At 39.7% G+C, this 13291-nt stretch carries 12 protein-coding genes; 1 reads left to right on the top strand and 11 read right to left on the bottom strand.

Going from position 1 to position 13291, the window contains the following annotated elements:
• Nucleotides 1-3 precede the first annotated feature (3 nt).
• A complete protein-coding gene (rnc, locus tag AC1F25_RS10615) occupies nucleotides 4-690 on the bottom strand; it encodes a ribonuclease III (protein ID WP_002287896.1) in 687 nt (228 codons plus the stop codon).
• 497 nt (nucleotides 691-1187) lie between these two features.
• Here rnc and AC1F25_RS10610 point away from each other — a divergent pair, with 497 nt between their 5' ends.
• The gene (locus tag AC1F25_RS10610) at nucleotides 1188-2405 is read left to right on the top strand and encodes an IS110 family RNA-guided transposase (RefSeq protein ID WP_002334789.1); all 1218 of its coding nucleotides are present in this window, start codon (nucleotides 1188-1190) and stop codon (nucleotides 2403-2405) included.
• Between the two features lie 552 nt (nucleotides 2406-2957).
• Here the strand turns inward: AC1F25_RS10610 and AC1F25_RS10605 are convergent.
• The 10 genes from AC1F25_RS10605 to recG form a co-directional block, all read right to left on the bottom strand.
• Nucleotides 2958-3104, bottom strand: a complete 147-nt coding sequence (locus AC1F25_RS10605) for an ATP-binding cassette domain-containing protein (RefSeq protein WP_280515148.1) — start codon at nucleotides 3102-3104, stop codon at nucleotides 2958-2960.
• A gap of 62 nt (nucleotides 3105-3166) precedes the next feature.
• Nucleotides 3167-3343: a hypothetical protein gene (locus tag AC1F25_RS10600; RefSeq protein ID WP_213385967.1), complete on the bottom strand. Its 177-nt coding sequence runs from the start codon at nucleotides 3341-3343 to the stop codon at nucleotides 3167-3169.
• 509 nt (nucleotides 3344-3852) lie between these two features.
• The gene (locus AC1F25_RS10595) at nucleotides 3853-5634 is read right to left on the bottom strand and encodes an oligopeptide ABC transporter substrate-binding protein (protein WP_002290476.1); all 1782 of its coding nucleotides are present in this window, start codon (nucleotides 5632-5634) and stop codon (nucleotides 3853-3855) included.
• A gap of 26 nt (nucleotides 5635-5660) precedes the next feature.
• Nucleotides 5661-6575, bottom strand: a complete 915-nt coding sequence (locus tag AC1F25_RS10590) for an ABC transporter permease (RefSeq protein ID WP_002290475.1) — start codon at nucleotides 6573-6575, stop codon at nucleotides 5661-5663.
• Between the two features lie 26 nt (nucleotides 6576-6601).
• Nucleotides 6602-7564, bottom strand: a complete 963-nt coding sequence (opp4B, locus tag AC1F25_RS10585) for an oligopeptide ABC transporter permease (protein WP_002290474.1) — start codon at nucleotides 7562-7564, stop codon at nucleotides 6602-6604.
• A complete protein-coding gene (locus AC1F25_RS10580) occupies nucleotides 7564-8508 on the bottom strand; it encodes an ABC transporter ATP-binding protein (RefSeq protein ID WP_002309831.1) in 945 nt (314 codons plus the stop codon). The genes opp4B and AC1F25_RS10580 overlap by 1 nt, the downstream gene beginning before the upstream one ends.
• Entirely contained in the window at nucleotides 8509-9513 is a 1005-nt protein-coding gene (locus AC1F25_RS10575; RefSeq protein ID WP_002309832.1) for an ABC transporter ATP-binding protein, read from the bottom strand.
• Nucleotides 9514-9780: 267 nt separating this feature from the next.
• Nucleotides 9781-10023, bottom strand: coding sequence for an acyl carrier protein (gene acpP / locus AC1F25_RS10570; protein WP_002290470.1), 243 nt, complete (start codon nucleotides 10021-10023; stop codon nucleotides 9781-9783).
• A gap of 120 nt (nucleotides 10024-10143) precedes the next feature.
• On the bottom strand, nucleotides 10144-11145 hold the full coding sequence (plsX, locus tag AC1F25_RS10565; RefSeq protein WP_002290467.1) for a phosphate acyltransferase PlsX: 1002 nt from the start codon (nucleotides 11143-11145) through the stop codon (nucleotides 10144-10146).
• Between the two features lie 48 nt (nucleotides 11146-11193).
• Nucleotides 11194-13230: an ATP-dependent DNA helicase RecG gene (gene recG, locus AC1F25_RS10560; RefSeq protein WP_151668759.1), complete on the bottom strand. Its 2037-nt coding sequence runs from the start codon at nucleotides 13228-13230 to the stop codon at nucleotides 11194-11196.
• Between the last annotated feature and the right edge of the window lie 61 nt (nucleotides 13231-13291).

Genomic DNA, 13291 nt, shown 5'->3' with positions numbered 1-13291 from the left:
CTTTTACAGTGCTGCTAATGCATTTTCCGCCGCAGCTTGTTCTGCTAATTTTTTCGATTTTCCTTGTCCAGTGCCAATCAATTGATCGTCTACATAAACTTCGATCCAAAATACTCGTTCATGAGCTGGACCTTCTTCATTGATCAATCGGTATTCGATCGATACATCACCTGATTTTTGTAAGACTTCTTGCAATTTTGTTTTATGATCCATCTCATGTGAAAAAGCACCTGCTTTGACTTTAGGAAAAATCACTTTTTCGATGAACGCATGGGTCGTGTCGAATCCTTGGTCAAGATATAACGCGCCTAAAAAAGCTTCGAATAGGTCGCAAAGCAATGCTGGTCGCGTACGTCCTCCTGAATTCTCTTCTCCCTTGCCCAACAGAACATATTGATCAAAGTGACATTCTTTGGCAAATTTCGATAAGCTGTCTTCGCGAACGATCGCTGCTCGTGTTTTTGTCAATTTTCCTTCTGGCAAATGAGGATATAAACGGAATAAATACTGAGAAACCATCAATTCTAAAACGGCATCTCCCAAAAATTCAAGTCGTTCATTATCCGATAATTGCAGATTGCGATGCTCATTCACATAGGATGAATGGGTAAAAGCTTGTTCAAGCAAATTTAGATCGTGAAAAACGATGTTATAATTTTCTTTTAGTTCTTTTGTCAGCTGGTTGTCCATTTTCCACATTCCTTTTATGGATATTTTTTCGATACTTCCTTATTATACTGGTTTTTTGTTAAATTTGAAATGGTTCGGGTAAAAGGTAAGTAAAGCTTTAATAATCCTAGTGATTGACGAGAGGTTGTGAAAAAGCCGTTTAGTTCGGAGTATTAGAGAAATAAACAAAAAGACAGCTTCTCATATTTTGCCGTTTCTTGAACGAATACCGTGGAATAGCTGATTGAACACTGTTCATACAAAACATACTAAGATTAGAGGAGAACATCATTGACGAATGATGTTCTCCTCTATTTTCTATTTTTAGATTATAGTGAAGAGTGAAAGAAAGTTCGAACAAAGCCTTGAGGACTACGAGTTCCTATCAAAAACCGAACTTCTTTACTGTCATTTTAGAATCAGATTTACGTATGTTGGGGCCATGAGCCCGTGTATAGGAAATTGGAATCGAAATGAAGCAGTAAAGTTCTTTCAACACTTAAAAAGGAGGAATACAAATGCCTTACATTCTTGCATTAGATGTTTCAATGGGACACAGCTACAGTGTCCTATACAAAGACGACACCTGCTTATTTGAAGACGAGATCGAACACACTCAAAGAGGATTTCATGCATTACTCGAAGAGATCCAGCACTTGCCTGAACGTCCATTGATTGTTTTTGAAGCAACGGGGATTTATTCCAGACCAGTCGAAAAGTTCTTTCAAGATCATCACTTTTCTTACTGTTTGTTAAACCCGTTAGAAGCGAAAAAGCAGATGGAAGAAAACACCTTACGCAGTTGGAAAACAGATAAATCGGATGCCCATCGGCTCGCACAGACTCATCTTAAAAATCAACGTCAGCCAAAAGAAGTACAAAGCAATTTTTACTTAGAGATGCGCGATTTAGCCCGTTTTTATCAAGAAATTGAGAAGAAAATCACTCGTCTGCGCATGGATTTACACAACTGCCTTCAGTTGACTTTTCCAGAGCTTGAACAGTTCTTTTCAAACAGGCTGACCCCTTACGCATTGACATTGATCCGTCTTTTTCCCCATCCAGATTTTGTATTGGCATCTACTCGGACAAAAATAAAAAATAAACTGATCAACGAAACACGGAAAAAAATCTCCGCGAATCGTGCCGAGCAAAAGGCAGATCAAATCATCCACTATGCACAGTGTGCCTATCCAGCTGTTGAAAAAGACAGTATCCACTGTCAAAAAACGATCTATTACGCCGAACTTCTCCAAGATTTACTCGAACAAAAAGAAGCACTAGCGACACAAATGATCAAAAAAGCCGAAGGCTCTCCTTGCTTTTTGTTGTACCAAACGTTCCCTGGGATTGGCGCACTCACAGCCGCTTTATTGCTCGGTGAATTAGGAGATATCACACGATTTAAAACCCATAAACAATTGAATGCCTTTGTCGGAATCGACATCCGACGGTATCAATCAGGTAAGTATACTGGCCAAGACCGCATCAATAAGCGTGGTAATCCCAAAGCACGGAAAATTATTTTCTTCACCATTCGAAATATGATTCGCCAGCAACGCGCAGCTCCTAATCATATTGTCGATTATTACTACAAATTAAAAAAGCAACCTATCCCTAAGAAAGAGAAGGTTGCCACAGTTGCTTGTATGAACAAGCTTCTGAAATGTATGCACGCTATGGTTAGGGCACATACAGAGTACGACTATGCGTACGCGGTCTCAGTGGACCATTAACTAAACCACTTACAGTATACCACTTCTTTGCCCAGATCGAAAATTTTTTTTACGAACGGGGCTTTATTTGGTGTGCCTTGATTTTTTCGCTTTTGTTTACGAGCTATTTTTATTACATCTTTTACTTGACTAATCGTAGGAAAAAAGGATGTGACACGACTATTGTCACATTCCTTTTTTTGTACAATCCCTTATTCTCGTATGTTTTCAATGACTTCTTGGACGGGTCCTAGCTGAACCTCTGAAACATGAATGCTCAATAGAAGAAACACCGTTAGTAACACTTGAAAAAGGAGCGAAATGAACACACACCATTTTATCCATCGTGGGTGAATCTTTGGCTGATGACTTTTCAATAAAACGATTGAAAAAACAGTCCAATCACTGGTAAACTATCAGACAAAACCAACAGAATGAACACATAAATAAGGTTTATTGGATTGATTTCTTCCATTCATTCATGTCCAACACATAATCGAATTCTGCTGCCAATGTTGGATCATGGGTGACCACAAGGACCGTAGCTCCTTTTGCATTCAGTTCTTGTAATGCTTAAAGGACGATTCCTTTGTTCTTTTGATCAAGAGAGGCTGTTGGCTCATCTGCAAAGATGATCTTTGGTTCTTTCAAAAATAAACGAGCAAGAGCAACTCGCTGCTGTTCTCCTCCGCTTAAGAGAAATATTTTTTTGTCTATCAAATGGTCTACCTGAAATTTTTCGAGGGATTCTTTGATTTTCTGCTCCTCTTTTGAGACCAAGGTCAAGTAATCGTCTGGTACATTTCCTGCTGATTTTCTTCACCACTCGCTGCTTCGATGATGATCGATGAATGGATTTCTGGAATCGCTGATTTGATCATTTCGGTTCCAACAAAAGAAATAGCATATAAAAAACTGGTGACTGTGAATAGAAAAAAGAAGCGATAGATTTTTTTCATCGTTTAGAAGAAAGAAGCGGTTGGATCAGCCGCACTAACGGCATTGATTGGTGCGATCCAGCTGCTCAAGGCAATAAGTGTACATGAACTTGCTATCATCTTTTTCACATTTCTCTTCATTTGTATCCGCTCCCTTTTTTGAGTGCCTAAAGTGTCTCACGAGTGACTATTGAAACATACTTGAACAAGCAAAGGCGACAGTCGTTCGGTCCCCCTTTTTTTATTTTAAAAAGAGATAAGTGTGAACCTTCTCTTTTATTAACTACGCGAAAAATTCCCATCAATTTAAAATAACAATAATTTTTATTCAACTTAAATTAAATAACACACATTTTATACATTTTCCTTCTTTAAAATCTATTTAAATTATATATAATAACACATTTATGTTCAACGTGTTTTTAAAATAAAGTTTTAAAAAACTACATTTATTTTTATTTGCTATCAAAAATAACGATAATTAAAAAAACCGAAAAAGGACATCGCCCTTTTTCGGTCATTTTTATTGATTATGAACGTGAATCTGCTGTAACAGAAACATTTGCCCATGGGTTTGGTACATCATAAGACCAATCCCAGTCTTTGACGCGGTCGTTCACTGGCAATACTTCGTTACGGAACAACGTTGGAATCGCAAATGCTTCTTCAAACGCATACTGTTGCCATTTTTGATAGGCTTCTTTCAAATAGTCTTCATCAAATGCTTGGCTTGAACTGATATCGTTGATCAATTTTGTATTTTCTTCTGATTCATAACGAGTGTAGTTGAATGCTGCATTCGGTCCCCATAGTCCACTTGGATTTGGATCAGTTCCTGTATTCCAAGCAGCTTGGTAAACATCGATTTCAGGATCATCGTTTTCTAATTTATCGTAGAAAGAGTTGAATTCAATCAGACGACCTGTTGTGTATTGGACATCCAAACCGATTTCTTTCCATTGTTGGATATAGTAATCTGCCAATGGTTGCGCTGTTTCTCCACCAGACATCGAAGCAAAGTTGATGGTTAATTTGTTTCCATCTTTGTCTTCTCTTAACCCATCGTCGTCCACATCTTTGTAGCCGGCATCATCCAATAGTTTTTTCGCTTTGTCTAAATCTTGCGTGAATCCTTTCAACTCATCATCATGATAAGATTGGAATACTGGAGGGATCAATGAAGTGGCATTGCTTCTTAATCCTGCATAGAAACGTTCGCCTACTGCATCATTGTCTAAAGCATAGCCCATTGCTTGACGTAATGATTTATCTGCCATTTTTGAATCCGGGTTGTATTCTACACTCTTTGTTTCCGCGTTCCATTTACCTAGTTTAAATCCTAGATAAGTATAAGATGTTTGTTCACGACCTAAATTTGTATAGCCGGAAATTTCTTTATACGTATCATATGTGTCTGTTGGCATTTGGAAAATCATATCGTATAATTTAGAGTTCAATGCTTCAGTTGCACTGGCTGTTGGTACAGATTTCATCGTGATTTTTTTCAGTTTAGGCGTACCATTCCAGTAATGCTCATTTGGCAAGTATTCCACAGATTCTCCAGCTACGATGTTGCTCATGTAGTACGGTCCGAAAGTTACTGGGTTTTTACGTACTTGATCGCTAGATTCCATATCTTTGATTGCTATACCTTCCAATGTATGTTTCGGTGCTGCATAAGACCAAATCCCGCCACCAGCTTGCAGCATGCTTGGGTTTACATCTTTATATTCGATCTCAACTGTTTTGTCATCCACTTTTTTGATACCAGAGATCGTATCGGCACTTCCATCATGATACTCTTCCATCCCTACGATATTACGGAACGTATCGTCGTATCGGATACCAGTGTAATCTTTATGACCGATGATCTCATATGGGAAAATCACGTCATCAGCTGTTACGTCTTCACCATCTGACCATTTGACATTGTCTTTTATTTTGATTGTTGCTTTCTTCGTATCTTGATCTAGGTCAAGCGTAGCTGCTCCATCATCGGTGATTCGGAAATCATCGTTACTTGCAAATAACGCTTCATGAGAAGGAGCCATGAAAGCTGCATCAAAAGAATCTTGATAAAACTCCCACTGGAACAATCCTTTGAACTGACTGTCCGTTGCGACCGCAGCTTCTAATTCACCGTCTTCGATTGCATCATCATTGTTTTTTGTTGCGATTGGAAAAGTTAATTCCTCTTTGTTATTGCTGTTGCCTCCAGAGTTATTTCCAGAAGTATCTGTACCTCCGCCCCCGCATGCTGCAAGAACAACAGCAGACATCAGCGTTGCAAATCCAAAAATCGTTTTCTTCATTCCTATTTCCCCCTTCGCTTCTATAACTAGCCTAACCGTTGGCGTGCATCTGCAGAACGCTTGAATGCCTGTCCAACATAATTGATACTCAACATCAAAACTAAAATGAGGATTGATGCGGGTAACCAGATCCATTGCCGATTCACTAAGACTTCTCCATTACTTGCATAACCGATCAGTGTACCTAAACTAGGTACATTTGCCGGCAAACCGAAACCTAAGAAAGTCAAAGTTGTCTCGATACCGATGTTTGCCGCAAAGTTCATTGTCAAGTTCGTAATGATCAATGAACTTAGATTCGGCATAATTTCGCGGAACATGATTTTAAAATCACTTGTTCCCATTGTTTTTGAGGCACTGACATAATCTCTTCTTGCTTCAGATAATGTCTTGCTTCGGAATAATCGGGCTTTAGCTACCCAATAAAATGCACTCATGATGAAAATAAAGGACCAGACATTGTATCTGGAAATAATCGAAACGAAGACGATGATGATCAACATAATCGGTAGAATCATGATAAAATCAACAATTCGCATCAAGATGTTGTCAATGATCCCTCCGTAGTAGCCAGAGATGATCCCTAATCCAACCCCGATGATCGAAGTAAGGATCGTGATCGCAAATCCGATCGTGACAGAGTTTCTAGCACCTATGATCAATTGACCTAATACATCACGTCCGCCTTCATCTGCTCCCAGAATGAACTTTTGTCCTTGTGTCGAAACTGCTCCTGGGGCAGCATATTTGTCAAAAATACTAACATACATCACTTTATCTTGATCGGTCAGCATCGCACCGATAAAAATCACTAATAATAAAACCACTAGCAAACCTAATGAAAAAATAGCGATTTTATCTTTTTTAAATTCTCGAGCAATCATTCGTATCCCCATAGGAGGGATACTTTCTTGAACTGCTGTATTGTTTTTTTCACTCATCGATCCATTCTCCTTTCTGATTGGTTTTATTGAATCCGAATACGCGGGTCAACGATACTCATAATAATATCTGACAGTAACGTCCCCACTAGCGTCGCGATTCCTAAAATCAATACTAAGGATGTGATCACGGTGTAGTCTCGTTGACCAATAGAGTCAATAAATAGTTTCCCGACTCCTGGATAGCCAAAAATCTTTTCGATAACTACAGAACCAGCAATCAACGAAGTGATTTCATACCCCATTTGCGAAGCCATCGGCAACGCTGCATTCCGGAAGATATGTCTACTGAATACTTTATTCGTCGGTACCCCTTTGGAACGGGCTGTTCTGACAAAATCAAGCGACTTCGAATCGATTACTTCGCTTCGCAGATATTGGATCGTAACGGCAGTCGCCAGAAATGCTTGGGTAATCGATGGTAGCAGAATATATTTCAAGCGATCTATCCACTGAGTGATAAATCCCCCTTGCAAACCTAGTGTTTGAGAACCGCTTGTTGGGAACCAGCCTAAACGATAACCAAAAACAAACAGCATGATCAAGCCGAAGATGAATAACGGAACAGCAAAACTAAAGAAGTTATAAATCACGACGATCTTATCCAAGATCGAATTTTGATACCGGCCTGCTAGCATCCCTAGAGGCACAGCAATCAAATAAGTAAGGACAACTGTCAAGATCGATAGATATAACGTGTTGATGATCCGTTCACCGATTAGGTCAGCAACAGAGCGTTTGTATAAGAAACTTTGACCAAAATCGCCTTGCAAAGCATTTCCGATCCAACGGAAGTACTGGACATACCATGGGTCATTCAATCCAGCTGATTGTCGCATTTGTTCGATCACTGCCGGATCTTGGTTTGGGTTGATCAAACCAGTAAATGGATCCCCTGGCATCGCTTGGGCTAATAAGAAGATCAGAACACTTAAAATAATAACTTGCGGGATCATCAATAAAACACGTCGCAGAATCGTTTTCCACATTAGCTCGCACCTCCATCTTTCAACGCCACTTTATGTGTAGTTGTGATCGTACGCAAATCGTAGACTCGGCCAGTCGCATCATAGTATTCTCTTTGGTTTTGGATATACTCTTGTTCTACTTTTCGGCGATTTTCTTTGTGGCTTTCCCGATTTTCTACATCGATTTGCGGAATTGCTGAAAGCAGACGTTTCGTATAGATGTGGCGCGGGTCATTATAAATGTCCTCTCTTGTACCGATTTCTACAAATCGACCTTTGTACATAATTGCGATGTTGTCGCACATATGTTTTACTACACCTAAATCATGAGAAATAAATAAATAGCTGAGACCGTATTCTTGCTGGATCCGTTTCATGAAATTCAATACTTGTGCTTGAACAGATAGATCCAGAGCAGATACCGGTTCATCGGCCACGATTAATTTTGGATTAGTAGCAACAGCGCGGGCTACTCCTAGACGTTGGCGTTGTCCCCCTGAAAATTCATGAGGATATTTGTAAAGTGCATCTTCCGGCATCCCAACGATATCTAGCAATCCTTTTACCTTCTTCTTTTCTTCTTGATCGCTTAACCGTTCAAAATTTCGGATAGGTTCTGCAATGATATCCAATACTCGTTTTTTAGGATTCAAACTAGACATTGAATCTTGGAAAATCATTTGTACGTCTTTGTTATAACCCATTTTTTTTCGGTTGCTTCGCTTCGTTACATCTTTTCCTTCATACATGATTTGTCCAGCTGTCGTCTTTTCTAAACCAACGACTGCTTTTCCTGTAGTGGATTTTCCGGAACCGGACTCTCCCACCAAACCATACGTCTTTCCTTTTTCGATAATAAAATCCACACCATCTACAGCATATACATGATCCGTTACTCGATTGAAGAATCCACTGCGAATAGGGTAATGAACTTTCAGGTCTTTGATCGTGATTAATTCTGTCATCTACACCTCTCCTTTTTCGTCTCTAAAGTGGAAATGCTTGTAGCAAGAGCAACGTACCAAATGGTTCGGAGCGACTTCATGAAGGATAGGATCTTCTTCGTGGTCACTTGCTGGTATCCACGGAATACGTGGAGCAAATCGGCACCCTTTACGAGGCATGTTTTTCAGAGAAGGAACCACACCTTCGATCACATGGAGTTCTGCATCATGATTTCCTTCTTGAGGTATAGAGTTCAATAAAGAGCGCGTATAAGGATGTTTCGGATGATCAAACAGTTCTTTTACACCCGCTACTTCAACAAACTGTCCGCCATACATCACTGCCACTCGATCAGCCATTTCTGCTACGACTCCTAAATCATGAGTGATCAGGATGATTCCTGTTTTTGTTTCTTCCTGAAGATCTTTCAGTAAATCAAGAATCTGTGCTTGGATGGTTACATCTAGGGCTGTTGTCGGTTCATCTGCAATGACGATTGGAGGTTTGCAGGCGATTGCGATCGCGATGATGACACGTTGTCTCATACCGCCTGATAATTCATGGGGATATTGACGTCCAACTCTTGCTGGATTAGGAATCCCTACTTGTTCTAGTAATTCCAGTGCACGAGCTTGACGCTGTTCTGCATTCATCTTTGTGTGATAGGAAAGTCCTTCTTTGATCTGGTCTTCGATTCTCATGAGAGGATTTAATGCAGACAACGGATCTTGGAAAATCATTCCGATATCATTTCCGCGGATTTTATTATAAAGCGTTTCGTTCAGTTCGATTAAATTCAGATCGTTATATAAAATTTCACCTGTAATTTTTGTGTTATTAGGATCAAGTAATCCCATAATCGTAGTAGCTAATGTACTTTTCCCGCACCCAGATTCCCCAACGATTGCTAAGATCTCGTTTTTGTCTAAAGTAAATGAAACATCATCTACTGCATCATAATAGTCATCTTTGAGTCGGAAGCCTGTATGTAGGTTCTGAACTTCTAATAATTGATTATCTGACAATCGAATACCCCTCTCTGCTTCCTAAACGGAAGTTTTTCTTAGTAAAGAAAGAACATTACACAGGATAAAGCGTTTTATAACAAAGGTTATTCTTATCTTTGTGTAATGAATTATTAATAATTATATAGAAAACCGCTTTACTTTGCAACATAATTTCTAATTATCGCCAGAATTATCAGAAAAATGTCTTTTCCGTGTCAGAAAGATTAAAAAAAGAAGGATAAAAAGTTGCATATAACTTTTTATCCTTCTTTGCTTTTATTGAAATTATTTGAGATGGCTGCTGATATAATCTACTGCACCGCCAACTGTTTCAATTTGTTCAGCGTCTTCATCTGAAATTTCTGTACCGAATTCATCTTCAAGTTCTAAAACGAACTCCATAATACTAATTGAATCAGCTTTTAAATCATCTTTGATGTTCAATTCATCCGACACTTTATCGGTATCTATCTCAAAATGATTTGAAATAATTTTCGCTACTTTGTTAAATACTTCTTCGCGAGTCAACTTTTTCACCTCCAAGAATCATACACTTGTCAATTACCTACACCATGGCTAATTTTACTGACATTTTTCAGGATTGTCCACCTTTTTTTAACGAACCGGATTGCCTCAGCTATCTGAATATTATTCTTCGCTTTTTTCAAATTGTTCGACTAACTGCCCTACTACATTTGTTTCAAGCATCGTGTGGATTTGGCGGATCGTATAGCGGACAGCATCAGGACCTGTTGCTCCGTGGGTTTTAATGACTGGTGCTTTCAAGCCAAACAAAACAGCTCCGCCATGTTTGGAATAATCCATTTCAGATTTTAAAGAACGCAAGCCGTCTTTTAAAAGCATGGCGCCCATTTTCCCTTTGATCCCTTCGTTTAGAATAGCGGATTTTAATAGATCCATCATATTCATTGCCGTTCCTTCAATGGATTTCAAAACAGCATTGCCTGTAAATCCATCTGTGACTACTACGTCAGCCACCCCATTGAGCAACTCGCGCGCTTCTACATTTCCAATGAAATTCAAACTGGTTTCATTCTGAAGAAGTTCATAGGCTTTTTTCGTCACTTCACTACCTTTTGTGGCTTCTGTTCCGTTGTTTAAAAGAGCAACGCGGGGACGTCCGATCCCTCGGACTTTACGTGCATAGAAAGAACCTAAAATACCGTATTGCAACAAATGTTCTGGTTTGTTTTCTGCGTTAGCGCCAAGATCCAGCATATCGAAACCGGCACCTTCTTTTCCTACTACTGGCAAGGTAGACATCAAGCCAGGGCGTTCGATATTTTTGATACGTCCTACGATGAACAAACCCGCTGCTAGCAGCGCACCTGTATTCCCTGCTGAAAATATAGCATCCGCTTCGCCGTTTTTCACTGCTTGTGCAGCAAGGACCATTGAAGCAGTCTTTTTCCGTCGGATCGCTTTTACTGGCTCATCATCACTATTGATTTTTTCGTCTGTATGGATAATCGTGATGTTTTTTTCATTTGTTAAGTATTTCTTGATTTCTGCTTCTTTTCCGTAAAGTAAGAATTCTACTTCTGGAAAATCTTGCTGAGCTAAAGCCACGCCTTCTACAATTGCTTGAGGTGCGTGATCTCCGCCCATTGCATCTACGGCAATTTTCATTGTTCCCACTCCTTTTTCCATCATCATTATAAAGTATAGCATAGTCTGCTAATCGAAATAACGATTATCCTGATTTTCTATCTGGAGGCTTTGTGCTAGAGGCTGATACTCAGGCAGCATCTGCCAATTCTTTATCTGCCAAAGAGCTGCAGCCTCTTCTCTGGCTACCTCCAAAACATTTCCATCCGTCACCAAGTCAGCAATCGCAAATTGAGGTAAACCAGATTGTCGGAAGCCGAATACTTCACCGGGACCGCGTAATTCCAGATCTTTTTCACTTAGTACAAAACCATTGGTGGTCTCTGTCATGATTTTCATCCGTTCCACGCCTAGTTCATTTTTGGGATTAGCAACTAAGATACAGTAGGAAGCATCACTTCCGCGTCCAACACGTCCACGAAGCTGATGCAGCTGTGCCAAACCAAATCGATCCGCATCCATAATCAGCATGACGGTTGAGTTTGGCACGTTTACCCCTACTTCTATTACCGTAGTAGAAACTAATATCTGCATCTGGTTATCTTTGAAAGCTTCCATGATCACTTCTTTTTCCTGATTCTTCATTTTACCATGTAACAAGCCAACTTCATATTTTGGCGCAAATAGTTCACGAAGTTTTTCATAGATTTCCACTGCGTTTTTTACGTCTAATGCTTCTGATTCTTCGATCAGTGGACAGATGACATACATTTGATGTCCTCTTGCCAGTTCTTTCCTTGTCCAATCCAGTACACTGTCTAATTGAGGTGTTCTTACCCAGCGTGTTTCAATAGGGATACGCCCAGCTGGAAGTTCATCAATGATCGATACATCCATTTCACCGTACGCTGTGATAGCTAGCGTTCTAGGGATCGGAGTGGCTGTCATAAACAAGACATCAGGTCGCCAGCCTTTTTCACGAAGGACTTTCCGCTGATTCACACCAAAACGGTGCTGTTCATCCGTAATAACTAGACCTAAATTCTGAAATTCAACTCCATCTTGGATCAATGCATGTGTACCGATCACGACGTTGATTTCTCCTCGTTCTAGTTTTTCAAGGAGTTCACGTCGTTCTTTTGTTTTCGTTGACCCTGTAAGCAATGCGACCGTTACTTCATTGGGATCAAACAGCTGTTGCAAACTTTCCATGTGCTGTTGTGCCAAGATTTCGGTAGGCACCATCAACGCACCTTGGAAACCCGCTGTAACGGTGGCATATAATGCAATTGCGGCAACCACTGTTTTTCCGCTACCTACATCTCCCTGCAAAAGTCGCTGCATATGTTGAGGACTGCGAAGATCCCGACAGATTTCATTCGTTACTCGTTTTTGGGCATTTGTCAGTTCAAAAGGTAGCTTTTGAGTAAATTCTTTTAATTTTTGGACATCATAAAGGATCTCCAAGCCATTTGTTTCTGCTTTTTCTGCTTTTTTCAATCCTTGAAGACGCATTTGAAATAAAAAGAATTCTTCAAAAACGACACGTCGTTTGGCTTGGTGATTTTCTTCGTGGTTTTTCGGAAAGTGCATACTTCTTACAGCGGAAGCTCGGTCAAGTAGTCGATATTTCTCCACAAGGTTGTTCGGCAGGTTTTCTTCGATCAATGTGCCGTATTCTTGGAACCCTTTTTTGATTAGATCAACTAATGTCGTTTGACGAATCGATTTATTGACGTGATATATCGGCGAAAAGTCATCCATTGTTTGAGAACCTAAAATCTTCATCCCGTTCAAGGCTTTACGCTTTGCATCCCATTTACCGTATACGGCGATTTCCTCCGATAAAATGACTTTTTCTTTTAGATAAGGTTGATTAAAAAAAGAAACGTTGAACACATCATGTTCTTGCATCATACGAAATTGCAATCGGCTTTTTTTATAACCAAATCGATTCATCACAGGAGGAGAGACTACGATTCCTTTCAAAGTAACCTTTTCTTGATCTTGGATCTCGTTTAGATTTCTTTCCTGAATATCTTCGTAGCGAAAAGGATAATAAGTCAGTAAGTCTTCAATCGTTTGGATACCCAAGCTGGCAAGACTAGCTGCTCTTTTTTCTCCGACTCCTGCCAGCATAGTGATTGGATCATCTAAAGAACGCATATATTTTTTCCTCCCTCCTTTAACAAAAAAAGGACTTGGTCAGTGATCATACCTGATCACT

This window comes from Enterococcus sp. M-BR2 (assembly GCF_056612775.1).
This window is presented reverse-complemented; position numbering and strand designations above follow the sequence as displayed.